This is a genomic window from Deltaproteobacteria bacterium, assembly GCA_016874775.1.
In the GTDB taxonomy this organism is placed as follows: domain Bacteria; phylum Desulfobacterota; class Binatia; order Bin18; family Bin18; genus VGTJ01.
Map to the genome: position 1 here is coordinate 1 of VGTJ01000051.1, position 24,287 is coordinate 24,287.

Sequence of the window (24,287 nt, forward strand, 5' to 3'; positions counted from 1 at the left end):
GTCGCCCGCGTTCATCCAGCTCTTCGACCAGACTTCGATACTTAGACCGAAGCCAGCACACAATGGTCTCGTCTCTCATCCCTGCTCTTGTGCAGAGGCTCTCCACTCCGGTCAATCACTATTGCGGTAAGTTGTTTCCTGCCACCGCCTTAGCGTCGCCTATGAAGTCTTTCTCTATCAGCCGACTATCTATTCCTGGATTCACAGCCTGTGCGAGTCGTATGCTGGCCTTTCTGGTTTACCCTTCCTCGTGAATATGTTCTGGCAGTATTGGACGACGGCTTCGCATCTGACTCGGCAACGTATTCGCGTCATTTTTCTCGGTTTTCTCGGCGCCTTTGCTGTGCCTGCAGGCCTTGCATTAGTGTCGAGTTTCAGAGGTGGTGAGGTCGCGGTCAATTACTCAGTTTTTACCATGTTTATTTTTCCCTTAAGTCTTGGCTATGCCATTGTGAAGCACGACCTGTTTGAAATCGATGCGCTATTAAAACGTGGTGCGTACTACCTCACCCTCACTGCTGTGCTTACGCTGTCATACGTTGTGTTCGTATCCACTTTGAACTTGACTCTCCACACCACAGATGTAGCGCAGTCTCCGGTGTTCTCTTTGCTCTTTACTTTGGCTGCGGTGCTCTTGCTGAATCCGCTCAAGGACCGCGTCCAACGGGTCGTCGATCGTTTGTTTTTTCGCCTCAGCTATGATCCGAAAAAAGTGCTCGAAACAACGAGTGAAGAACTGGCTTCGACGTTACGACTCGACGAAATTCTCTTGCTGGTGTGGAACACCATTCGTGAAACAATGGGGATCATTCACGGTGGCGTGGTTTTGCTCAACCGGAACCGACAACAGTATGTGACCGTGTACCCGCACAACGACAACGAGTCCGCCTTTGCGGTGGACCACCCTTTTATGCAACGGCTACAGCAGCAGCGCGAGCGAGCGTTTTCGCAATACGACGCGCTTAGTGATGAAGGGGAATTAGGCTCGCAGCATGAGGAAGCAGAGATCTTTGTTGCTCTCAATGCGCAGTTACTTGTCCCTCTCAATCTGAAAGGGGAGGTGTTAGGCGTCCTCGCCTTAGGCCAGAAGGAATCAGGACAGTTCTTCTCAGCCGACGATCGCGATTTTCTTTTCACCTTAGCGAACCAAAGTGCGCTCTCGGTTTCCAATGCGTTGTCATACGAAGAAATCAGCGAGCTGAATGCTGGACTGGAGCGGAAAGTTGCTGAACGGACCCAGGAGTTGGCCCACACGAATACCGAGCTGCAGCAGTCGCTGCACAAGCTCGAACAAGCGTATCGTGACCTCGAGCACAGCCAAGAAAATCTGGTCCGTGCGGAAAAGATGGCAGCACTCGGGCGTCTCACTGCGGGGATTGCCCACGAAATGAATACGCCCCTTGGCGCGTCACTCAATTCATTAATGTCACTCGATGAACTCATCCGTGAATATGAGAACTCGATCGGCGATCAGGATGTCACTTCTGGAGATCACCATGAGATCGCTGCAGAAATGCGCGAGACTGTTCAGGCAACGCAACAATGGGTGGAAAAAGCGTCGGCCCATATTCGTAGTTTGAAACTCCACACCCGTGACCTTCAACAAGGACAAGAACGTACATTTTCTGTCGTACAGACGATTGAAGATACGGTAACTTTGCTATCCCATCGTGTCCGCATGTCGAGCTGCAAAATTGCCGTCGCGTGCACGGCAACTGAGCCGACCATGTATGGTGATCCCGGAAAACTTGGACAGGTCCTCGCCAATCTCATCAATAATGCTATCGATGCTTATAAGGACGCTGGTAAGAGCGAAGGCGAGATTCGAGTCGTGGTGAGCGAGGAGGGGAGCAACCTTGAGATCCACGTACTCGATCAGGGATGTGGCATTCCTGCGGAGAGTCTCGAAAAAATCTTCGAAGAATTGTTTTCTACCAAGGCTGTTGGTGAAGGCACTGGTCTCGGGCTTCCCATCTCTCGTGACATCATCAGTCGCTTCTTTGGCGGCACGCTCCGTGTTGAATCCGAAGTGGGAAAGGGGAGTACGGTTAGTATCTGGCTCCCGCGGCGCCGCGTCGCTGATCGGCGGCCTGTGCCTGACACTTTGTACTCACCGTTTGCACATGACGAACAGACCGACCAACGAGCGGCTTAATCCTTCCGGCGCTCGGAAAACTCGTAAATGCCCAGCGCCTCGCGTCCTTGCCAGAGGGCTCGGGAAAGACCAAATGTCACATCGAGTGCATTCCCCTGCGGGGCATGGCGGACAATCGGAATGTGTGTCAATGTCTCGCCGTCACAATGTAAGGTCAACGGTGTTGGCGGAGTCAGCGCGACCCGAAACGCACGAGGGCGCCCTTCATGTAACGTATAGTGTAGTTGCCAATCTTCTGGCTGCAACGCGTGCGGTTCTCCATGATGATAGATCACTCCAGCCGACCGGGGACCGTCGAGTGTTTCGACCCAATAGAGAAACACTCCTAAATCTGGACCAAATGGCAGCGACAACAAGCGACGTGGCATCAACCGTCCAGTTTCTTCCGGCTTGAGCGAGTCAAGGAAACCCCAGGCATCAAGGACATAGCGACGATCACGTAAGTTCACCTCCCCACGAAGGTGGGCGAGATACAGTGGCACCGGTGGTGAGGGTAAAGGCACGGGCAATGTTAAGGTGAGCTTCATCTCCGCTGGTTCAACCCACGACGCAGCGAGCCCGTCCTCTAGGCGGATGAAGGCTTGTGGATGAGAGAAGCGCATTACTGTGCCACGGTACGAAATCGCAAATCCTGTGGGTTGCGTTTGCCAGGTCAGCCCACCGACATGCACGCGACTCGGATCAGTGGCACTATCATCTTCGCCGGTAAACAACACCATCTCAGTGCCACCGAGGAACATCATAAGGCGACCTGAGTGCGTCGATTCTGCTGGGTCACATTCTATGCCGCCCAGTAACCCTAGCCCACTCGTGGGATCATGAAAATGCAACCCAAGCCGCACGGCTTCTGAAGCAAGACGCAGTGGAAGGGGGGCACCGTTGAGATGCGCAGTTGGATGGGTCCGCCGTGGTACAGTCAGGGAGGAGAACTCCAGGCTGGACACTTGAGTTTGTGGTTGTGTCTGTCCGAGCGTCTGGCAAAAGATCTCGATAAAGGCATCGCGCTCTGGTCCTGGCCACCGCAGGCCGACTCCGAGTTCACATTGCACGGCATTGACTTTGCCATCCATAGAAAGCTGTGCCAGTGTTTGGATCACAGGCGAGCAGTCATCGGCAAAGCGCTTACTAAAGAGTTGCATGACATTGTTCTTGTCCGCCGCTGGATAGCGTCGGCCGATGGCGACATCGATCCCTCGTATGACGGCAGCGTCGCGAAAAGGTAAGACTGCTTCAGTAAAGAACTGCGCACTCAAGGTGGGGGCAGCAAACTTACTTGCGGGTACGACGGTATTACCTCGCTGCTTGAGACCGAGGCCGAGGTCACACACCGGTTGAACAACATTCCAGCCATGCATGAAGAACACCCGTGCCTCACCGTGGTGGGCAACCAAGGTTACGAGCAGTTCATTGAGCGCTTCGAGAAACCAGATGGCTTCCTTTCGTACCTGGCTAACGCGGTTTAAATCGAGTTCATTGCGATCGCGCTCGTGATTGATCAGAGCATAACCTCCAGTGAGCTGGGCAAGGGTAGCGGTCAGGTCAGCGGTGTGGAGGTCGTTAACTTTGATGCTGTCTAGAATCGGGGCTTCTGGTGGGCGACGACCGCCGTGGGGAGCAACAAAGAGAATCGGCATCCCCCCGGAAATGAACGTCATCCATGATGGCAGTTGTGACTCAAAGGTAAAATCCACACTGCTAGTATAGCGAGTTTCACGAAGTTGCACAGCGGCAGGGAAGGGCAGGGAAACCAGGCGCAGGAGAGTCACCCTCGTAAGCTTTCGGAACCCCACCGTTCATCCCCTTGATAAGCTCTAAGGTGAGCAACAGAAAGTCGAGAAAGAGAGCCAGGGTCCGGGTCGTGTTGGGCTGATCGAGGCGCGAGGATGCCTGGTGAAACGGTTGCTGAGCAATTCACCAACCATCTCTCAGCGACGAGAGGTGGCCTTTGTCACGGGTACGTGCGCTACTCGGGGAGGCGCTAAACAATGTGGGCATTCGCCGATATTTGCCCTCATGCCTGGTTGCCTGATGGTTTTGGCAATAGTTGAAAAGTCTCTTATCATTTTTCACAGACCCTTGTATCTTGGGCGACAGAGCGACATGGTCGCAGTATCCTCTTCCTGTGGATTATGAAGAATTCGATCGATTGGCAGGCGTTAGCGCAACAACTTGGTACTCTGCGTTCCTCTGGTGAAAGTGGGGGCGATGATCCTGCCCGTCGTGCTCTTGATGTCATCATCGGGCCAGAACAACTGCGAGCTGCGGTGGACCATTATCTGGCGTATCGTCCGGGCCGTGAATTAGTGCGGAGTGTACTGCACATTTTGCACTCGTGGACCGCGACCCAGTATTGTTACGATGTGTATCGCTCGAACGCGAACCTTGACATGCGACGAGCAGCAGTCGAACTCTTACGTTTTATCGCCGACAATCGAGCTTTGGTCTGGGTGGAGGAATTCTTAACCGATGAAGATGCGGAAATTCAGGGGTGGGGATTGGCGCTGGTTGATCAGTTGTTGTTCTCTGAGCGTGCTTTTCCCGAGGAATGTAGTCCATTCCTCGATAAAGCTGAACAACACGCAAATCCCCACATTCGCGTACGAGCCGCCGAGATCAAACGTTCTTTTCCGTCGTTAGCAGGGCAAAAAAACGGCGTGCCGTCTGTAGGAAAACCGGAAGATAGACGAAAAAACACGACCGATTCATCCGCTGTTCAAGCTGATGGCGACTCCCCCGTGCCTCACGAGACAGCGCAATTAGCCTTAACGCAAGGCATTGTTCCCGAGAGTATGACCAATGGTCAGGCTGGCCGTGCTCCTGAAGCACCCGAAAATTTGCCAACGCCACAAGAATACTCAGCTTTCATCGAAGCAATCGAACGCGGGGATACAGAAGCTGTGACACGCTTCCTTCAGAACGAAGTACCAGTCAACGCGCAGGATTCACGTGGTTATACTCCGTTAGGGAGAGCCGCAGAAGTTGGCAATAGTGGGATCGTTCAACTCCTCCTTGCTCACCACGCCTTGCCAGATATGGCTGATCATCGTGGGTATACGCCGTTACTTGCTGCGGCGGACAAAGGGCATAGCGAGGTGGTACGTCGTCTCTTAGAAGCGAAAGCGACAGTCAACGCGAAAAGCGTGAACGGTGCACGGCGTTAATGCTTGCTGCAGTTGGAGGGCACAAAGAAGCCGTCGACGTCCTGTTGGAAAAAGGGGCGGTGGTGAGTGCGCGGAATCGCTTTGGCCGTACCGCGTTGATGATGGCGGCTTGCAGCGGGAAACCGGTTATCGTTGAGATACTTTTACACAAGGGTGCCTCGATCAATACGCAGGATTGGCGTGGGCGCTGTGCGCTCATTGATGCGTTACTCGTCGGACACGGCGAAGTTGCTGTCCTTTTGCTGGCCTATGGTGCAGCCGTCAATGCGCAAGACTCGCTCCGGCGGACGCCACTGCTGCTCGCGGCTGAAAAAGGATACGTCCCGATCGTCCAGGCGTTACTGGCCATAGGTGTCTCGATAAACGTCCAGGATGAGGTTGGGCGCACGCCGCTCATCGCCGCCGTTGAGAATGAGCATCCTACCGTTGTGAAACTGCTGCTCGATGCCGGAGCGAATCCCAGTGTTGCCGATACACAAGAGCGCACTGCCCTCATAGTTGCGAAGCAATTGGGGAACGCCGCACTGCAGTCTTTGCTAAAGAACGCCAGTGCGGTCCAAAAGTGATGAAGTTGAACAAGGAACTGCTCATTGCTGTCCGCTTGTCCGATCAATGGCCGCGAGCCCTTCGAGCGCGAGGCCATAGCCCAAGTTGTCGAGCATCATGCGTTTCAGTTGTTGCACCATCGCCACGCGAGCATAACGAAGAGTGAGGGGCGGCTGTTTAATCAACTGCTCTGCTAAAGCCCACGCACGGGATAACAATTGTGCGCGTGGGACGACTTCGTTGACCACGCCTAATTGCAGGGCTTCCTGAGCGGAAAGTTTTTGTCCCGTCAGTAAGAAATAGCGACCGCGATTCGCACCGAGTAAGAGCGGCCACACAAGATGCACGCCATCGCCTGGAACCGTACCATTAGGAAAATGTGGGGCATCTTGGAAAGTGGCGTTGTCAGAGGCAATGACAATGTCGCAGAGCACGGCTATCTCGGCATGAACCAACGCCGGACCATTGACGGCAGCGATCATCGGTACTTCGATATCAAGCAGATTCATCAACAGGCGTTTGCCTTCCCAGTAGATCTTGTCCCATCCACGCGGAGTTCCTAGCCCTGCGAAACCAGAAAAGTCGATCTCCGCACAGAAGGTATCGCCAGTGCCGGTGAAGATAACGACCTTGTTCTCTGGGTCGGCGCCAATATCGGTACACGCATAGGCAAGTTCGCGATGGATACTTTCATTCCACTGCAGCGGTCCGCCTTTGGTCTGAAAGGTGACTTCCAAGATGCCGTTGCGCCGTTGCATCCGCATGTCTTGGTACTTATTGGCGTATTCTTCAAGTCGTGGCATAACATGTCCCTCCTTTGCTGTTGCGAAGTGTATGCCGAAACGTGTAAGAAATGCAAACTGATTTATGTCGTACGGAGGTCATTCGTGCTGAGTCCATATCGAGTGCTTGATCTGACAACTGAGCGTGGCCTGCTATGTGGCCAGATTCTCGGCGATCTTGGTGCTGATGTCATCAAGATTGAACCTCCCGGTGGCTCGTCGGCTCGTCGCTTGCCACCATTTTATCAAGATAAACCGGACCCGCATGGCTCGCTCTATTGGTGGGCCTATAACCGCAACAAACGCGGTGTGACGCTGGATGTGACAAAGAGTGAAGGTCAAGCGCTCTTGAAACGGCTAGCGACGAAAGCTGATATTCTCATCGAATCTGATAACCCAGGAACAATGGCCAAGCTGGGGTTGAGTTACCAGGAGTTGGCAGCAATTAACCCTGGGCTGATTTATGTAGCGATTTCTGCCTTTGGTCAGGATGGGCCAAAAGCTAGTTATGAAGATAGCGATTTAGTGATTCTTGCCGCAGGTGGACCATTGATACTGACCGGAGACGATGATCGTCCGCCGGTGCGGATTAGCGTGCCGCAAGCGTATCTCCACGCCTGTGTCGAAGGAGTCATGGGAGCACTACTGGCCAACCATGAACGTCAGCGTTCGGGCAAAGGGCAATACATTGATGTGTCGGCACAGCAGGCAGTTGCCCAGGCCACGCAAGCGATGATTTTAGCGGCGCCATTAGGGGAAGCGGAAATTCAGCGCATGGGCGGCGGTGTGAAGATTGGACCAATGAAGATTCGTCTCATCTGGCCAGCGAAAGATGGATATGTCGCAATTACCTTTCTGTTTGGTACCGCCTTTGCCCATTTTACCAAACGACTGATGGACTGGATCTATGAGGAAGGGCTGTGCGACGAAGCGACCTGTAGCACCGATTGGGTCGGCTTTGGTGGTGTCCTGTTTAGTGGCAAGGGGTTTGAAGAATACGAACGTCTCAAGCTCATTGTCGAAGAGTTTACCAAAACGAAAACTAAAGCCGAGCTGCTCCAAGGCGCGCTTGACCGCGGCCTCGTCATGGCTCCGATTACTCGGATTGATGAAGTTGTCAGTAGCCCGCAACTCGCTGCCCGACAGTACTGGCAGGAACTCCATCATCCCGAACTGGGCAAGTCGTTCCGTTACCCTGGACCATTTGTGAAGTTTAGTGAGACACCGATCACTTACACTCGCCGCCCGCCGTTGATTGGAGAGCATAATCGGGAAGTGTATGTTGATGAGTTAGGGATGTCGGAAACGGAATTAGCCGAGCTGCAGAGTAAGGGAGTGATCTAGAAATCTTCACTTTGGCCCTCCCCAGGACAAGAGAGCGAACCCATAGACTCAAGAGAAGAAACAAGGAGTGACATCATGGCAAACAGTCTGCCACTGGAAGGCGTAAAGATTCTCGATCTGATGTGGGTCATGGCCGGACCAGCAGGGATACGACCCCTGACCGACTATGGCGCTACGGTTGTCCGTGTTGAGTCTGCGCAGAAGATCGACACTGCTCGTATGCTGCAGCCGTTCCATAATCGCAAAGCGGGTCCTGATAGCTCCGCGTTGTTCCAAAATCTTAATGCAGGGAAACTCGGACTCGCGCTGGATTTGAATAATGAAACTGGGCGTGACGTGGTGCGCGACCTTGTTCGTTGGGCGGATGTCGTCACGGAGTCTTTTTCTCCAAAGGCAATGAAAGCTTGGGGACTAGATTACGAGTCTCTCAGGAAGATTAAGCCTGACATCATCATGATTAGTTCCTGTCTGATGGGGCAGACCGGACCAATGGCGAAGTTTGCCGGCTTCGGTAACCTTGCCGCTGCACTTACGGGTTTCTTCAATCTCACAGGCTGGCCAGATCGCATCCCGGCTGGACCGTTTAGTGCGTACACGGACTATGTTGCTCCACGCTTTACCGCGATTTCGATTTTGGCAGCGTTGGATCATCGACGTCGTACTGGCCAAGGGCAGTACATCGACCAATCACAAGCTGAGGCGACATTACATTTCTTAAGCCCGGCAGTGCTCGATTACACTGTGAATGGCCATGTCCAAGAAGCAATGGGTAATCGTGATCTCTATTATGCCCCGCACGGCGTCTATCCAGCCGAAGGAGCCGATCGTTGGGTGACAATTACTGTGAAGACTGAAGAACAATGGCAGACGTTATGTGAAGTGATGCAACGAACCGATCTCGTCCGCGACGCACGGTTTGCCACGCGTGAGGCACGACTGCAACATCAAGATGAACTCGACGCCATCATCGGTGAGTGGACCAAGCAGTACGACCCCTATCGTGTCGAGGCAATGCTACAAGCACGCGGGGTGTCGGCTGGTGCGGTCAGCTCGATGCACGAAGCCTTCAAAGATCAGCAACTCGCTCATCGCAATCATTTCCTCCAGCTTGAGCATCCGACATACGGAACCACGACCATCGAAGGTTCACGCATTCGCATGTCCCGCACGCCAGCGGAGGTCAAACGTTGCGCCCCGACGATCGGACGCGACAACCAGTACGTGCTTGAGCAGATTCTTGGTTACAATGAAGACAAGATTACGGAGTTGGTGGCGGCGGGAGCGTTGGAATAGCAGGTAGAAAGAGCAGAGAGCATAACAATCAAGCGAAAACTGCTTGCACTTCGCACATAAAGCCTACTAATCGGGCTGCCTGAACAGTGTCACCGACCCCATGGACCTGCGGCTGATTCCAGCCTGTAGGTCCGAGAACCCGCTGTTCAATAGTCTTTGTCACAGGGTCAATAAGCCACAACTCCCCTACCTTTAGTGCTGCATAGGGGTCGGCCTTGGTGGTACGGTCGTACATTGCAGTACTGGGAGAAAGTACCTCGACAACGAGGTCGGCGGTCGTGAGATGGCCTGGGTCCATGGTTTTGAGATGCTCAGCACTAACAAACATGAGATCGGGTTCAAGATACGTGTTAGGCGAACTCCAGATTGCGGTACGAGGGAAAAAAAGTTCTCCTAGATGAGGATGAGCGTCCAAATAAGAGGCAAAGCGGCGATTGAGTCGAGACACCGCAGTTGTATGCGGTCCATCAGGTGGTGGAACCATGTAGAGTACTCCAGCAATCAGTTCGTAGTGACCGCCGCCACGTGGGTCATCGAGAGAGCAAAATTCCTCAAGTGAATATTGGTGGACGTACGGAGACGTGGTTGCCACAAGTGCCATTGCCATATTTCCTTGGGCTGTACTTGCGAAAATTATGCGCTCCTTGGGTGGGGAACTCAAGAGAAGAGAGGCCAGCTACAGCCCTGCTTGTCCCTGCAATACTCGCCGCAACGTAGCAGTGTCCAAATTACCGCCGCTCAAGATAATGGCCACGCGTTGCCCAGCGAGTTGCAACCGGAGTTTGACCGCCGCCGCAAGCGCAGCCGCTCCGGCTCCTTCTGCTAAGTTGTGCGTATGAAACAAGAGCCACCGAATCGCCGCGGCAATCTCGTCCTCACTGACCAAGGCAATATCGTCGACTAAACGATTAATGATTTCCTGCGTGATTTCGGCTGGAACGCGTGTTGCTAAACCGTCGGCAAACGTGTCGGCGCTTTCCGTCGTCACAATCCGTTTCTCTTTCCATGACAAATAGACAGACGGTGCGCGTTCTGCTTGTACCCCGATCACACGAGTCTTGGGGCTAATGCGTTCACGAACAAGTGAGACTCCACAAATCCCAGACCCTAAACCAATCGGGACTATGACGGCATCGAGATTCCCAACATCAGCGAACAGTTCCAATGCGTACGTGCCGACTCCGGCAAGCAACGACGGATCGGCTGAATGGAGGAAGCGATAGCCATGTGCGGCAACAAGCGTTGCCACATGATCACGTGCCTCATCGAAGTCTTTGCCGTGCTCGATGACTTCAGCTCCCAATGCGCGCATGCCCACGTTCTTTTCGGGATTGTTGCCTTTGGGAACGACTAACACGGCTTCAGCGCCAAACAGCTGAGCGGCATACGCAATCGATAATCCGTGGTTCCCACGGGTGGCGGTGATGACGCCGCGTTGTCGTTCTTCTGGAGATAACGACGAAATAAAGTTCACTCCGCCGCGAACTTTGAATGATGCCGTTGGTAAATGATTCTCGTGCTTGATGAACAATTCACAACCGACAAGCACGGATAGTCCAGGGGAAGGGTAGGTGGGCGTGCGTGGCAGCACGCGACTTACGGGTACACGCGCGTTAAGAATATCGTCATATGTGGGGGGACGCATGCGGCTCCTTTCCTTCTTCATCAATGAGAAACTGAGTAATATCGTCTCGTGTCAGTGTGGTCCATCGCTCAGCTAAGAGGACTGCCGCCTGAATTGAGACGCGCTCGCTTTCACCCACGACCTCGCGTGTGACGTGATAATCCTGGCTACTACTCTGTAGCCTGCGTCCGTGCCCGTTCTCTGACCACTGGTCTCGCTGCAAGAGGACGGGCGGTGTTGGTAATACCGGAATGACTTCTTTAAGCAACGGATCATCGCCATCGACGAGGAAATGGCAATGCGCTCCGACCTCACGACAGAGAACGCGAATCTCATCTTGCAAGGTTTGCAGAAACGCGGTGTCGTTGGAATAACTAGGGGTGAGATTGGTCAGAACCGCGATGTCTGGTCGTACCGTGTGGAGCAGTTGATGCATATCTCCAGGTTGGCGGACTCCCAGTTCCAGGATGAGGATTTCCGGCTTTTCGGAAGAAAAGAACGCTGTCCATGCTGCACGCGTAAGCGTATGGAGAATCGTCCAGGTGCTGTGCGTGTCAATTTCCAGATCGAGGACCGCGAGTGGTAGGCCAATTTCTGTGTTGTACGATCGAGGGTTGGTGCGCACTCGGTAGCGACGTTCGAGTAACTCGCCAAGGATACGCTTCATCACCGTTTTCCCTCGACTACCGGCAATGGCAATGATCTTTGGGCGGGTACGACGAAGAAATATGCGCGCCAAGCTTTGCAGATAAGGGACAGCGAGGTGGCGAAAACGATAGCGAGGACGCTTCTGTTGTCGGTCAAGCGTTTGCTGGGTTGCGGGGACAATCGCTGCAGTGCTCGAAGCGATTGATCGGACATGGAAGTACTCCTCCAGCCGTTCAAAAGCGAGATCAATATCTGACATCTCCCGACCAAAGTTAAGACGCAGATGCGATTCTCCACTTGGGCCGAAGGCGATGCCCGACACTAACGCGACCTTTGCCTGTTCAAGAATATCTAACGTGAGGCGGCGCGAGTCCCGCGCCCAACGTACGGTATCTTTCACGCGAGGAAAGACGAAGTAGGCACCTTCCGGCTTTTGATAATCAAAAATGTGTGACAGTCGGTCGAGGTGCTCGACGGTGCGATCGCGTCGCTCTTTGAAAGCCTGCCGAAACGCAGCAATGTGGGGCTCGCCCTGTTCGAGTGCCGCGATGGCAGCATATTGCGACACGACCGGTGCACAGGTGACTAACGCATCGTGAATCTTCAAGATCTCACGCACATTCTCTGCGTCCGAGTGCAGATAGCCAACGCGCCAACCAGTCATGCCATAGGCTTTAGAAAAGGTGTATACCCGCACGATACGTGAACGCACGGCAGCGAGCTGTGCTGGAGAGAAGTAGGCTTCTTTACTGAAGCTGAAGTCTTTATAGGCCTCATCAATGATCAAAAAGAGGTCGTGGCGTTCAGCGAGTGCAACCAGCTTGAGGGTCTCCTCGCGAGAGAAGACCGCGCCAGTTGGGTTGTTCGGGTTGCAATACAAAATGGCTCGCGTGCGGGAAGAGATGCACTCCTCAAATGCCTCAATGTCAAAGGCGAAGTTGTCTTCTTCATGGAGTGCGGCGAAGCGTGGGGTACATCCGGCCATGCGGACGACTTCCTGGTACGAGGCATAGCTTGGTGTTGGGAGAATCACTTCATCGCCTGGCTGCGTAAGGGTGAGCAACGTTGAGGCGATCCCTTCGATAGAACCACAAGTGATAATGATTTCATCGTCTGGGTCGTAGTGCATGCCATCGCGGAGCAGTGATTCTGCGATCAATTCGCGTAACTGCGGTAACCCTGGTGTGAGAGAGTATTTTGCACATGCGCCTTCAGCGATCTTTTGCTGGACGAAGGCTTTGATCGGCTCTGGCGTGTCGAAACTCGGAATTCCTTGCGCCAGCGAGACGACTCCTGGGATACGGCTGGCGGCCAATTCGATCTCTTTGATCGGCGAGAGTTTCATGTGCGCAGTACGCGCAAAGTGTCGCCCGCTACTGACGGTCGCGTGTGCAACGTTCATCGATACTCCTTGCTGGGAAACTTTAGATTTAGAGGAGCATCTAGGGGTTTGCAATGGAGTTGTGATGTGCGATAGTTCGCGCCAATGACCTTGTGAAAACAAAGGAGAATGCGGCATGGAAAATCCCATGTTTACCCGGGCGGAAGTTGAAGAGATGGAGAAACGCACAGTTGATCGAGTGATCGAAGCGATCGAATCTGGCGATAAAGAGAAGGCAAAAAAGCTTGCCCAACGCATGTATAACGAATTTCTCAGCATGCATGATCTGTATCGCAACTGGACCACGGCGACACTCAGCGAGGTTGGTAAACGGTTCGGTGACGAGGTGCTGGAACAGATCATGATCGAAGGGGTGAAAGCCTGGTGGCTGCCGAATATCGAAAAGCTTCCGCAAGGTCCTGAAGCGTTGCCGCAGCGGATCAAGATGTTTGTCGCGGGATTACATGGTCACTTGATGCCGATGCACATCGAAGAAGACGAAGAGAAGGTGGTTATTCAGATGCGGCCATGTGGCAGTGGTGGGCGCCTGGTGTTGGAAGGGAAGTACGAAGGTCCAAACGGATTCTACACGGTCGAGAAGCCACAACGGCAAACGTACAATCGCGCCAATTTCCCGGTCTATTGCGCGCATGAGCCGCCAATGGAAATGATCGATATCGAGAAAAACGGTGCGCCGTTTGTGGTGGTGGAGCCTGCAGCAGTACTTGGCAAAGAACATTGCTCGTTCATTATTTATAAGGATCGCAGCAAGATTCCAGCGAAGTATTACGAGCGATTGGGGTTGAAGAAGCCGGAGAGTCCGACGAAGTAAGAATAGAAAGGCGATAGGCCACCGGCGTAAGGGATGACGTTGTTTTTCCCTTACACCTGTGGCCTGTGCTGTTCCAAGGAGGACACCATGCTACAAGCCGGAGTCGGATTATCGACACACAAAGACACCGAGAGAGCTGCAGCAGAGGCCGCGCGTATTGCGCTGACGCGGGCCGGCAGCGACCACGCTGACTTCGCGTTGGTGTTTGCGACGGCAAGTCATGGCCCTGGGTATTCTCTCCTGTTGCGAACGATTCAACACACCACACAAGCGACTCATGTTGTCGGTTGCAGTGCCGGCGGAGTATTGGCTACAGATGGGGAAGTTGAGCGTGCTTCTGGAGTGGCGGTCCTGACGGTGCGGACGGATGCGTTTGCGGCGTCGCGATTTTTCATTCCGCAATTGCGCGGTCGTGGCTATGAAACCGGAAAAGAAGTTGCTGCCCATGTCCAGCCTCGCCTAAAAGAGAACAACTTGCTCGCGGTTTTCCCTGATACCTATAGTTTCAATGCCACTTCCTTCTTTCATGGTCTATCTGAACAGGCGCCGCAGGTAACGACGGTTGGTGGTGGTGCCTCAGAGGACGGCAGCATTGGCGAAACGTTTCAACTCTGCGGTGACACCGTAAGTAACAACTCTGTCTGTGGCATGTTGTTGAGTGGACAATTTCACCACTCAATGGGCATCGCCCAGGCGTGTCAACCCATCGGTCCAGTGCACACGGTGACGAAGTCGCATCAAAATCTTTTACTTAAACTTGATGGGCGATCGGCGTTTGACGTATTTGCCGAAGTGGTGCGACAACCGCTGTCCGATGATCTTCGACGCGCTGCCGCCTCTGTATTTATTGGCTTACCGGTTGATAGCGAGCGACAACACATCGCACGTGGCGAGTATGTCGTACGGAACATCGTCGGGTTTGACCCGCGACAAGGGATCGTGGCAGTCGCGGATGAAATTCGCCAGGGGCAAAAAATGGTGTTCACTCTGCGTAATGGCGACGTGTCGCGCGAGGATCTCAAAGTCACGCTAGAAGAACAAGCGCGAGCGTGGGAGGGACACACGCCTGGTTTTGGCCTGTATTTCAATTGCCTGGGCCGAGGAAGCGGGCTCTATGGATTTCCAGACTTCGATACCTCGTACATCAAACAATACTTTGGCGAGATTCCATTGATCGGATTCTTCTCAGGTTGTGAGATTGCCCCGATTCGACAACAATCTGCGTTGCATCAATATTCTGGCGTGCTCGTATTGGTGGGCGAGAAAGCAGTGCAGTAACGGGGCGACGAATGACATACGACGCAACACGTTTCACGTCCCACGTGTTACATCGTGCGTGTTGCGTCGTTCATCGTTACGCGGGAAATTGTAAACGCAAAACCTGAAACGGGTTCGTCAAAACGGCCACAACCGACTCCAGAACCCCTTTTCTTCTTCTTTCGCAGCTTCTTGAGGATTCTCGCGCCTTCTCTTTGCCGCAGCGGCTTCTCTTTCTTCGGTTAACCACGGATAGGGATTGAAACGAGAGAGCCAACTCGGTTTGCCTGTCGGTGTTCCTGGGGGTGGTTGTAGATCTTCTGCCGACGCATAGCTCTGCGTTTCGGGCGTAAAGGCTTTTTGCTCAATGCCAGCTGCTTTCGCATACCGTGGGAGGCAGCACAGCTGATCATGACAGCACGCTGCTTTCTGTTCACAGCAGTCGACTTTTTTGGCTGGGGTTACATACGAACAGGACGTGCACAACATGAACGAGAGCAATACCAAGGCAATGTTTTTCATACTGACGCTTCGGCCTTTTCTTACTGTCAGTCGATAGTTGCGCAGGACCTCAAGTTGCAATGTGAGTACTGGTCTCACATCTCTCTTCCAGCTACGCGGCGATTACCATAGCACGGGTTTTGATAAGGGGAAGCCCTCTATTCCCTCTCTTTTGTAACCTGTACCCTGTCTGCATGTCGCTGAAACTTCTGGCCATGACCATTCGTGTGGCAATGCGTTCGTTACGGCGCAATGCGTTGCGCTCGATCTTGACGATGCTGGGGATTATCTTTGGTGTCGGTGCGGTTATCGCCATGGTAGCGATTAGCCAAGGCGCTGATGCGTTTATTCAGTCGCAGATCAACAGCCTTGGCACAAACATCATCATGGTTATGCCTGGGGCGACAACCTCAGGCGGTGCGCGCTCTGGCTATGGGGCGGCATCGACCCTCACCGTGGCTGATGCGCTCGCGATTCCGCGTGACTGCCCATCGGTTGCAGCCGTGACCTATCTCAAGCGTCAGACCATGCAGGTGGTTGCTGGAAATCAGAACTGGAGCACAATGATTCAAGGCGTCAGCGTCGACTACTTCACTGTTCGTGACTGGCCCATCGTGAGTGGCCGCGTTTTTACTCGTCAAGAAGAGATTACTGCAGCACGGGTAGCGCTGCTTGGCGAGAGCGCGACGCGGAATCTTTTTGCTCAGGGACAGGACCCTCTGGGTGCAACGATTCGTATTCAGAACGTTCCTTTTCAAGTCATTGGCTTGTTGTCGGTCAAAGGACAGACCGGGTGGGGGCAGGATCAGGATGACACGGTGGTCATTCCCTTTTCGACAGCAGAGCGGAAGTTGATCGGTGCGGAAATTCTTGGACTCGTCAACTTAATGTTGGTCTCGGCGCGAGACGCACGCCTGACAACGCAGGCCGAGCAAGAAATACGCACGTTGTTGCGAGCACGACACCGTATCCCTCCTGAGCAGAAAGAAGAAGATTTCAGCTTGCGACGGCTACAAGAGATTGCCGATGCCTCGGCTGGAGCAAGTCAGGTAATGACCATTCTGCTTGCCTCAGTGGCCTCGATTGCACTTGTGGTCGGGGGCATCGGGATCATGAACATTTTGCTCGTTTCTGTCACTGAACGCACACGGGAAATTGGTCTCCGCATGGCGGTGGGTGCAAAAGCACGACATATTCTCATGCAATTCTTAGTCGAGGCTTTTATCCTCAGTTTCGTTGGTGGATTGATTGGCGTCGCGGTCGGTGTCGGGAGCGCACATCTGGTGGCGCGGTTCGCCCATTGGCCGAGCCTGGTGTCCCCTGTGGCTGTGATCGGGTCACTGGTTTTCTCAGGCATAGTCGGGATCATCTTTGGGTATTATCCAGCCTATAAAGCCTCGCGACTCGACCCGATTGAGGCGCTGCGGTACGAATAAAGAAAAAGAATGAGTGCTGAGAAGAGTTCACTATCAGAGCGAGATTCCCAACAACGTGTTCCCACTGGTCACGTCCTCACTTTGCGTGGAACGACACTGCACTATCTTGCGTGGGGAGAGGCTACCAACCCACCGCTCCTATTGCTGCATGGTGGAGCTGCGCATGCGCATTGGTGGGATCATGTTGCTACGGTGCTGGCACGCAACTTCTACGTGCTCGCGCTTGATCTGCGTGGACATGGTGACAGTAGCTGGGTTCATGACAGGGCAGCCTATCAGATTGAAGACTATGTGGCCGATCTTGTCGAAACTGTTGCCACCCTTGCCCTGCCACCGTTCGTGCTGATCGGTCACTCACTCGGTGGTCTTGTCGCCATGTCCTACGCGAGTGCGCACTCGTCGAACCTGCGATCTTTGGTTATCGTCGATATCGGTCCACGGATTGGTAGTAGCCGTTTCATGCGACTACTACGGTGGATGCCATCGCCTGTGTATGCGAACGAGGAGGAGGTCTCTGCTCGCTTTCGTTTATTGCCCGAGCAAACGTCGGCCTCACCCGAACTGTTCCGCTATATCGCGTGGCACAGTGTTCGCCGACAGGAGGATGGAAGCTTCACGTTAAAAGTCGACCGGGCAACGTTCGGTCGTGAACCACGAGACCTCCGTACACAGCTTCCGCATATTCAGTGTCCAACCTTGATCTTGCGCGGTCGCGAAAGTCACAATTTGTCGTCCGAGACGATGGCGGAGATGCTGCGCCTCTGTCCGCACGCACTTGGGGTGGAAATAGCCGGCGCTGGGCATCATATTTTTCTTGACACTCCCCAGGAGTTCCTTGTAGAGGTGCAAAGGTTTTTGTTGGGAGAGTAAGGAGCAAGATGTATGCAGGATCTCATTGAACGTGCAGCACAGCTCATTCGGCATGCACGCAAGACCATTGCGCTGACTGGTGCGGGCATCTCTGCCGAGGGTGGCATTCCGACCTTTCGTGATCCAGGTGGATTATGGGACCGTTATGATCCGGAAGAGTATGCGACGATTGAGGCGTTTCGCCGCACCCCCGGAAAAGTGTGGCAAATGATGCGTGACTTTGTCGAACTGAAAACCGCCCGTCCTAACCCTGGCCACTTTGGTCTGGCCCAGCTTGAACAGATGGGATTTCTGCACTGCATCATCACGCAGAATGTCGATAATTTGCATCAGGATGCCGGAAGTCAGGATGTGGTTGAATTCCACGGCAACATGCGACAAGTGATCTGCCAGGGTTGCCAGAAAGTCTTACCGTTGGAAGACATTGCCCTGGATACGCTTCCACCGTACTGCTCTTGTGGTGGAGTCTTCAAACCAGCCGGTGTGTTCTTTGGTGAACCTATTCCTCAGCATGCTATGTATCGCTCGCAAGAAGCTGCGCAGAGTTGTGATCTGATTCTGGTGATTGGGACTTCAGCCGTTGTGTACCCAGCCGCAGATATTCCACGTGTTGCCAAACAATCAGGTGCCCACGTGATCGAGATCAATCCCGAACGTACCGATCTCACTGGACCGATCGCTGATTTCATCATTCAAGAAAAGGCCGGTGTGGCGATTCCCCAGATTATTGCTGCGATCAAGGCTATGGCGTCGTAGGAAATATTATGAAGCGGGTTTCTGCGCGACGATGCCTGTGGCGCAGCCGTGGAAATAGGACACAAGTTGTGCGTCGAAGCCAGCCGCTCGCATTTCATCAACAACTGGCTCACAGCCTTGAAACCGTTCTGTGTAGACGCCAAGCATACGATAATTGGCCGGGTTGCCGAGTAGTAACCTCCCGAAGATCGGCACGACTTTCTTCAAATACCACATAAAAACTGGACGAAGTACCCAGGTGCGTGGTTCTGGCATCTCAATGGCTGAAACGACGCCCCAGGGCCGCAGGATGCGATAGAGTTCTGTGGCCAGTCCTGACCGTAACTCAGGTGCGAGCGTTTTCAGTCCAAACGCAACGAGCACCCGATCCAGTGAAGCATCAGGCAGGCCGGTTGCCAGGGCATTCCCTTCCATGACCGTTACCGTGTGTTGCGGATGCCGTTTGAGACGTTGACGTGCACCTTCGAGCATGCCCGGCGACAAATCGAGAGCAATGAGTTTGCCGCCCTGGCCGATGCGGTCGAGGATGAAAGACCAGCACTCGCCGCGGCCACACATCAGATCACAGACTGTATGGCCGACTGAGAGATTGGCTTTGTCGATAAATTGACGTCGGAAGCGATGGGAGAACCCGAATGAGGTCAGATAATTGACCCGATCATACGACCCCGCCATTTCATTGAACAGCGCTTGCAGGAATTCAAAAGAGTAGATGGTTTCCATTGAGGCTAGAAAAATATATCACACCTCTCTTCTTGCTTCTCATCGTATGTTGGAGACATCGCTTTTTTTCTAGGACTTGCATGTGCTAGAGTCCGCTCTCAGCATTTCGACATCGCATAAAGGAGGGAACGACGATGGCCAACCCATTCGACGGGACTCATGTGCCCGATGAGACGATGCGGGACACCGCTCCAATTGCCACCCTAGGGGTCTGAAAAGAAAGAAGAGGTTTGGCTCAATGCATTGGCCACCACGTTATACGATTCTCCTGTTGCTCTTTCTGTTGTCATTGGTGAACTACATCGACCGGGTGAATATCTCTATCACTGCCCCAGTGATGATGCCGGAGTTAGGTTGGGACACGGCCTGGTTCGGTGTGGTCTTTTCTGCTTTTGTCGCGGGTTATGCCGTATTTATGATTCCTAGCGGATTACTGGCGGATACGCGTAGTCCGAAAACTATCTTGGCCGTCGCTTGTTTGGGGTGGTCGTTTTTTACGTTACTGACGCCACTTGGACAGTATTCGTTTCTGTTGATGTGGATGCTCCGTTTTCTCGTTGGTGCATTTGAGGCCACGAGTCTGCCGGCAGCGACCGTTATCAACTCGCGCTGGGTGCCAAAGCATGAACTGGGGATAGCGCAGATGATCAGTCTGTCGGGGATTTATGCTGGACAACTGATTGCCTATCCGATCTCTACGTGGATTGTGAAGAGCTTCTCCTGGCGTGCCGTCTTTTATTTTAACGCTGTCGTCGGATTCTTGTGGATTGCGCTGTGGCTATGGAAAGGAGCGGACCATCCGGCGGAAACTACAGGAGAAAAAAGCACAGTACAGAGTGAGAAAACCAAAGTACCTCTGGGCGCGCTTTTGAGTACCCCTGCCGTATTGGCGTTGTCATTAGCGTACTTTTTCTGGGCATACGGCTTGTCGATGGTAGTTGCGTGGTTGCCAACCTATCTTGTCAATGCGCGCGGGTTCACCATGCAGCAGATGGGGTGGGTTGGGATGTTACCTGTAGCTGGCGGGCTGATCGGCGTACTTGGCGGTGGTGTTGCCTCTGACTGGATGACAAAACAAGGAGTGAGCAAAACATGGGCTCGGAAAGGTATTCCAGCGATAGCTATTGCCTGCTCCGCGCCATTCCTGGCAGTGGCTGCAACGATTGTTTCTCCTATGCATGCGGTCTTTGCTTTTGCCGTCTTTCAATTGCTGACCACACTAGGGTTAGTGGCGTTCTGGAGTATTCCGGTTGAGATGAACGGACGGCTGGCAGGGTCAATTGCGAGCATCATGAACTTCGGTGGGAATTTCGGTGGGTTCTTTAGTCCAATGGTGGCGGGCTATATCGTCTCACAGACTAAGGACTGGTCGTTACCATTCTACACTGCTGCGGCAGGGTGTTTGCTTGGGGCAATCGTTTTGGGGTTCTGCGTTCCGGTTCGCTCGATCGAATTTCTTGCCACCCCTGAGTCGAGCAAAGCTTCACAACCCACCACCTCTGTTGGATAAGGCCGGACGTCTACTGTGTGAGGTTCAGGTGTTGGGAGAATGTCGGCCAGCTTTCTTCTTTGCGATTGCATTGTTGTCGAATGGATTCACGTTCAAGTGCATCCAGGAGTTTGATAATACGGTTGTGGTCGATCAGTTCACTATTGAAACGGACAACCACCTCAGTACCTTCAACGGTGAGCTGATACAATGTGTTGGAACTCATCGGTGCAATCCCCTTGCGCATTCTTAACACAACAAGAACGCGTATCGGCTCGGGAACGGAGACCTTAAGAGATCTTCCTGATGATGACATTACGATAACAGAAAAGCACTTGTGATGACTGTCACGATAGACTCAGGAGATTGACTGATGTCGACCGTGAGCACCTCATGCGGTTCTTCAAGCGCGGCGAATTGACTGCCCAAGAGATCGGCACGCATGAAATGCCCTTGGCGTGCCATCAAGCGCTGACGGATCAGAGCATAATCTCCTTTCAGATAGACAAAGCGCACCTGCTTTGGATGTTGTTGCAGTCGACTGCGATAAATTTGTTTGAGTGCTGAACACGCCAGAACCGCAGAGCGGTCATTTTGCAACAGACGAGCGATTAACTGTTGTAACGCGCTAAGCCAGGAATCACGGTCGTCGTCAGTCAACGGAATTCCCTGTTGCATTTTGTCGATATTGGTTTGGGGATGGAAATCATCGCCATCGTAAAACGTCCAACCCAAGCTCTGCGCGAGATGTTGACCAATTGTCGTTTTGCCGGAGCCAGAGACGCCCATGAGAATAATGATCATCTACTCTCAATGCCCAGCTTTAGTAGTGGAGGCAAGACGGGAGGAGAAAATGCAGAAGGCGCTGGAGAAAACGACCCCGTACTTCGACAGGCTCCGCACGAATGGGTAATTCGTAACAATGCAGACACTCCCTCCACCCTTCGACACCAATAGTGTTCAGCACTCGCCTCGCGATGCACGTATGCAGAAGGGTTCCTTCTCCCCGCAGGGGAGAAGGACAGGATGAGGGGAGAGAGCGTGGATGTGACTGACTGCGCAGCGCATCACCCTCACCCTAGCCCTCCTCATAAGGGTAGGTTTTTTGTCCAAGCCACAATTGGCGCGGATTTCCCCTCGTGAGGATCCGCGTGTTCGTCATGCCCGCGCAGGCAGGCATCCAGGAGCTTCACCCTGAACGATTGCGTATTCTCCCTGGATTCCCGCATTCGCGGGAATGACGTCTCGTCTTTTCTCAGCGTAACAGCCTACCCCTAAAAGGAGGGGAGTGGCAGCTGCCGCCTGTCGCTGGTCAAGTTTTGTGCCGAACAGTATCGCTTCGACACGCTCAGGGTAAACGGAGGGCGGTTCCATCACTTCCGCAGGGTGCTCAGGCTGTTCCCGAGCCCGCCACTGTGGTAAGGAGCGGAAAGAGGAGGGCTCTACGATGGCGATTCTCATCACTGGTGGAACCGGTTTCCTTGGCCGACATTTGACACGACATCTCCTGGCGCAGGGGGAAAAAGATGTTGTGGTACTGGATGCAGTACCCAACATGGCTGCGATTGCCGACGTTGCCTCACAGGTGAAAGTGGTACCTGGCGATGTGATGGAAGTGACTGCACTCATTGACACCATCAAGAAATACAAGGTCGAAGGAATCATTCATCTGGCGTATCTTCTTGGCACCGGAGGAATCCGCAATCCGTTGCCGTCGATTAACGTGAATTGTATTGGGACAACCAACATCTTCGAAGCTGCACGACTGACGGAGATTCCCCGCGTTGTCTATATGAGTTCCGTGGCTGTCTATCCGATGCGGACAACACTTGGCGGACCAGAGCTGGGTGAAGATGATCCACCCACACCAGATAGTGTATACGGTGCGTGTAAGCTGTTTAATGAACATATCGCGAGTTATTACGCGCAGGCCTATGGACTCGAGACGATCGGCATCCGTCCGACCTCTGTGTTTGGTATTGGGCGTGGTCAACGACGTGGAGCCGACGCTGACCATTTTATGGTCTCACCAGAGCTCGCGTTACTCGGAAAACCAGTTGTGATGCCGCCACATGAGCAGGTGTCTGATTGGATGTATGTGCTTGATGCTGCCGAGGTGTTTCGCCGGGCCTATTACACAAAAAATCTGACCCACCGTATTTTCAATATGAGTGGCGTGTGCCGGAAAACTGGCGATATCACCGCATACCTGCGCGACATTCTTCCGCAAGCAAAAATCTCAGTTAGTGAGAAGCCGTACGTGATGACCACTCTGGTCAAAACGGACCGCTTGCAAAAGGAGCTGGATTTTACCCCCAAGTACACGGTGGAAGAGGGCATACTTGCATATCTCAACGACGTGCGAAAACGCGAAGGGATGCGATTAGAGTAAGGAATCAGCAAAAGGGGTGAAATATGGACTTCGGAGTCAGTTTCCAATCGCACATTGGTAATAGCTGGAAGCACGCGATGCTTGCTGAGCAGATGGGCTTTGCCAATGCCTGGTTTGTCGACACGCAAATGCTGGCGTCTGACGTGTATGCGTGCATGGCGTTAGCGGCTGAGCACACGTCGCAGATTCGTCTCGGAACGGCAGTGACGATTGTGGGGACACGGATTGCACCGGTGATTGCGCACTCGATCGCGACGATTAACCAACTTGCGCCAGGGCGCGTGATTCTTGGCATCGGCACCGGTCATACTGCGTGGCGAGCAATGGGGATGCAGCCCGTGCGTTTACAAACCTTTCGCCATGCCATTGAAGTGTGTCGAGGATTGTTGCGTGGGGAAGAGATCGAGTATCACGACCGTGGATATCACAGCATGATCCGCTTCTTTGATCGTGAACATGGATACATCAACGTGAAAGATCCGGTACCGATTTATGTCGCGGCGGCGTCGCCTAAAGCGCTGGGCATTGCCGGTGCTCTGGGTGATGGGCTCATCACCATTAGTACTTTATCACCCGAAGTGCTACGGGCGACGTTGGTGCCGGTGGCGCAGCAACGGACTCAGCCAGGAGAGTTTCCTGTTGTGACCGTTGGCATTGCCTGTGTCCTGCGATCTGGCGAAAGTGTGACTTCTCCACGAGTGTTAGCCCGTGTCGGTCCGCGGATTGCCGTAGCGTTGCACTATGGCTACGAAGTCATGCGGCAAGGAAAACCGGCGCCATCATACTTGCAGCCTTTTTTGACACCTGAGTATTGTGCGTACCTCGACAAACGCTGGACTGAGATTCACGCCACGCACTCGCGGTTCCTTCATCCTGGAGAAGAGGCTTTCATTACGCCCGAGGCGATTAAAGCCATGAGCCTCACCGGGACGCGTGACGAGGTCATTAGCGTGCTCAGGAAGCTCTCTGCGACAGGCCTTTCTCAGTTTGTGATCTCTCCACCGTGGGGATATGTGGAAGAGAGCATCGTTGAGTTCTCTCAAGAAATTATTCGCCACTACCGGTAGCCCTGTGAAGGACGAATGGGAGAATGGGAG

Annotated in this window: 22 protein-coding genes; 13 read left to right on the forward strand and 9 right to left on the reverse strand. The window is 53.4% G+C overall.

Annotated elements, in window-relative coordinates; all coding sequences use genetic code 11:
• The first annotated feature begins 256 nt into the window (after nucleotides 1-256).
• Nucleotides 257-2,155 (forward strand): GHKL domain-containing protein, encoded by a 1,899-nt coding sequence (locus tag FJ147_10750; GenBank protein MBM4256366.1) that lies wholly within the window; start codon nucleotides 257-259, stop codon nucleotides 2,153-2,155.
• Here FJ147_10750 and FJ147_10755 read toward each other — a convergent pair.
• Nucleotides 2,152-3,846: an N-formylglutamate amidohydrolase gene (locus FJ147_10755; protein ID MBM4256367.1), complete on the reverse strand. Its 1,695-nt coding sequence runs from the start codon at nucleotides 3,844-3,846 to the stop codon at nucleotides 2,152-2,154. The genes FJ147_10750 and FJ147_10755 overlap by 4 nt on opposite strands.
• Before the next feature lie 438 nt (nucleotides 3,847-4,284).
• On the opposite strand from FJ147_10755, the gene FJ147_10760 reads away from it, so the two are divergent.
• Both FJ147_10760 and FJ147_10765 read left to right on the forward strand, forming a co-directional pair.
• Nucleotides 4,285-5,316, forward strand: a complete 1,032-nt coding sequence (locus FJ147_10760) for an ankyrin repeat domain-containing protein (GenBank protein MBM4256368.1) — start codon at nucleotides 4,285-4,287, stop codon at nucleotides 5,314-5,316.
• Complete coding sequence (locus tag FJ147_10765) at nucleotides 5,316-5,882, forward strand: ankryin (protein MBM4256369.1); 567 nt, start codon at nucleotides 5,316-5,318, stop codon at nucleotides 5,880-5,882. The genes FJ147_10760 and FJ147_10765 overlap by 1 nt, the downstream gene beginning before the upstream one ends.
• 21 nt (nucleotides 5,883-5,903) lie before the next feature.
• On the opposite strand, the gene FJ147_10770 is transcribed toward FJ147_10765, so the two are convergent.
• Nucleotides 5,904-6,665, reverse strand: coding sequence for an enoyl-CoA hydratase/isomerase family protein (locus tag FJ147_10770; protein MBM4256370.1), 762 nt, complete (start codon nucleotides 6,663-6,665; stop codon nucleotides 5,904-5,906).
• Between the two features lie 3 nt (nucleotides 6,666-6,668).
• Between FJ147_10770 and FJ147_10775 the strand changes: the two genes are divergently transcribed.
• Nucleotides 6,669-7,988 carry a CoA transferase gene (locus FJ147_10775; GenBank protein MBM4256371.1) on the forward strand — a complete coding sequence of 440 codons (1,320 nt, stop codon included), beginning with the start codon at nucleotides 6,669-6,671 and terminating at the stop codon, nucleotides 7,986-7,988.
• A gap of 75 nt (nucleotides 7,989-8,063) precedes the next feature.
• Nucleotides 8,064-9,281, forward strand: coding sequence for a CoA transferase (locus FJ147_10780; GenBank protein ID MBM4256372.1), 1,218 nt, complete (start codon nucleotides 8,064-8,066; stop codon nucleotides 9,279-9,281).
• A 28-nt stretch (nucleotides 9,282-9,309) separates the two neighbouring features.
• Here the strand turns inward: FJ147_10780 and FJ147_10785 are convergent, their stop codons facing one another.
• The 3 genes from FJ147_10785 to FJ147_10795 all read right to left on the reverse strand — a co-directional run bounded on the left by FJ147_10785 (nucleotide 9,310) and on the right by FJ147_10795 (nucleotide 13,297).
• On the reverse strand, nucleotides 9,310-9,888 hold the full coding sequence (locus FJ147_10785; protein ID MBM4256373.1) for a Uma2 family endonuclease: 579 nt from the start codon (nucleotides 9,886-9,888) through the stop codon (nucleotides 9,310-9,312).
• A gap of 69 nt (nucleotides 9,889-9,957) precedes the next feature.
• Complete coding sequence (locus FJ147_10790; protein MBM4256374.1) at nucleotides 9,958-10,926, reverse strand: threonine dehydratase; 969 nt, start codon at nucleotides 10,924-10,926, stop codon at nucleotides 9,958-9,960.
• A complete protein-coding gene (locus tag FJ147_10795; GenBank protein ID MBM4256375.1) occupies nucleotides 10,907-13,297 on the reverse strand; it encodes an aminotransferase class I/II-fold pyridoxal phosphate-dependent enzyme in 2,391 nt (796 codons plus the stop codon). The genes FJ147_10790 and FJ147_10795 overlap by 20 nt, the downstream gene beginning before the upstream one ends.
• On the opposite strand from FJ147_10795, the gene FJ147_10800 reads away from it, so the two are divergent.
• Both FJ147_10800 and FJ147_10805 read left to right on the forward strand, forming a co-directional pair.
• Nucleotides 13,296-13,766 carry a hypothetical protein gene (locus tag FJ147_10800; protein ID MBM4256376.1) on the forward strand — a complete coding sequence of 157 codons (471 nt, stop codon included), beginning with the start codon at nucleotides 13,296-13,298 and terminating at the stop codon, nucleotides 13,764-13,766. The genes FJ147_10795 and FJ147_10800 overlap by 2 nt on opposite strands.
• Nucleotides 13,767-13,799: 33 nt before the next feature.
• The gene (locus FJ147_10805; GenBank protein MBM4256377.1) at nucleotides 13,800-15,044 is read left to right on the forward strand and encodes a hypothetical protein; all 1,245 of its coding nucleotides are present in this window, start codon (nucleotides 13,800-13,802) and stop codon (nucleotides 15,042-15,044) included.
• Between the two features lie 117 nt (nucleotides 15,045-15,161).
• On the opposite strand, the gene FJ147_10810 is transcribed toward FJ147_10805, so the two are convergent.
• On the reverse strand, nucleotides 15,162-15,623 hold the full coding sequence (locus FJ147_10810; protein MBM4256378.1) for a hypothetical protein: 462 nt from the start codon (nucleotides 15,621-15,623) through the stop codon (nucleotides 15,162-15,164).
• Between the two features lie 95 nt (nucleotides 15,624-15,718).
• On the opposite strand from FJ147_10810, the gene FJ147_10815 reads away from it, so the two are divergent.
• From FJ147_10815 to FJ147_10825, 3 genes are read left to right on the forward strand one after another with little or no spacing between them, the layout of a single operon-like run.
• Nucleotides 15,719-16,960, forward strand: coding sequence for an FtsX-like permease family protein (locus FJ147_10815; protein MBM4256379.1), 1,242 nt, complete (start codon nucleotides 15,719-15,721; stop codon nucleotides 16,958-16,960).
• Nucleotides 16,961-16,969: 9 nt separating this feature from the next.
• The gene (locus FJ147_10820; GenBank protein MBM4256380.1) at nucleotides 16,970-17,830 is read left to right on the forward strand and encodes an alpha/beta hydrolase; all 861 of its coding nucleotides are present in this window, start codon (nucleotides 16,970-16,972) and stop codon (nucleotides 17,828-17,830) included.
• 12 nt (nucleotides 17,831-17,842) lie between these two features.
• Complete coding sequence (locus FJ147_10825) at nucleotides 17,843-18,586, forward strand: NAD-dependent deacylase (GenBank protein ID MBM4256381.1); 744 nt, start codon at nucleotides 17,843-17,845, stop codon at nucleotides 18,584-18,586.
• A gap of 6 nt (nucleotides 18,587-18,592) precedes the next feature.
• Here FJ147_10825 and FJ147_10830 read toward each other — a convergent pair whose 3' ends face one another.
• A complete protein-coding gene (locus FJ147_10830; GenBank protein ID MBM4256382.1) occupies nucleotides 18,593-19,309 on the reverse strand; it encodes a methyltransferase domain-containing protein in 717 nt (238 codons plus the stop codon).
• A 238-nt stretch (nucleotides 19,310-19,547) separates the two neighbouring features.
• On the opposite strand from FJ147_10830, the gene FJ147_10835 reads away from it, so the two are divergent.
• Nucleotides 19,548-20,819 (forward strand): MFS transporter, encoded by a 1,272-nt coding sequence (locus FJ147_10835; protein ID MBM4256383.1) that lies wholly within the window; start codon nucleotides 19,548-19,550, stop codon nucleotides 20,817-20,819.
• A 10-nt stretch (nucleotides 20,820-20,829) separates the two neighbouring features.
• Here the strand turns inward: FJ147_10835 and FJ147_10840 are convergent, their stop codons facing one another.
• On the reverse strand, nucleotides 20,830-21,024 hold the full coding sequence (locus FJ147_10840; GenBank protein ID MBM4256384.1) for a hypothetical protein: 195 nt from the start codon (nucleotides 21,022-21,024) through the stop codon (nucleotides 20,830-20,832).
• An 89-nt stretch (nucleotides 21,025-21,113) separates the two neighbouring features.
• Entirely contained in the window at nucleotides 21,114-21,602 is a 489-nt protein-coding gene (locus FJ147_10845) for a gluconokinase (GenBank protein MBM4256385.1), read from the reverse strand.
• 643 nt (nucleotides 21,603-22,245) lie between these two features.
• On the opposite strand from FJ147_10845, the gene FJ147_10850 reads away from it, so the two are divergent.
• Complete coding sequence (locus tag FJ147_10850; GenBank protein ID MBM4256386.1) at nucleotides 22,246-23,190, forward strand: NAD(P)-dependent oxidoreductase; 945 nt, start codon at nucleotides 22,246-22,248, stop codon at nucleotides 23,188-23,190.
• 23 nt (nucleotides 23,191-23,213) lie between these two features.
• The gene (locus tag FJ147_10855; protein ID MBM4256387.1) at nucleotides 23,214-24,257 is read left to right on the forward strand and encodes an LLM class flavin-dependent oxidoreductase; all 1,044 of its coding nucleotides are present in this window, start codon (nucleotides 23,214-23,216) and stop codon (nucleotides 24,255-24,257) included.
• Nucleotides 24,258-24,287: the final 30 nt, after the last annotated feature.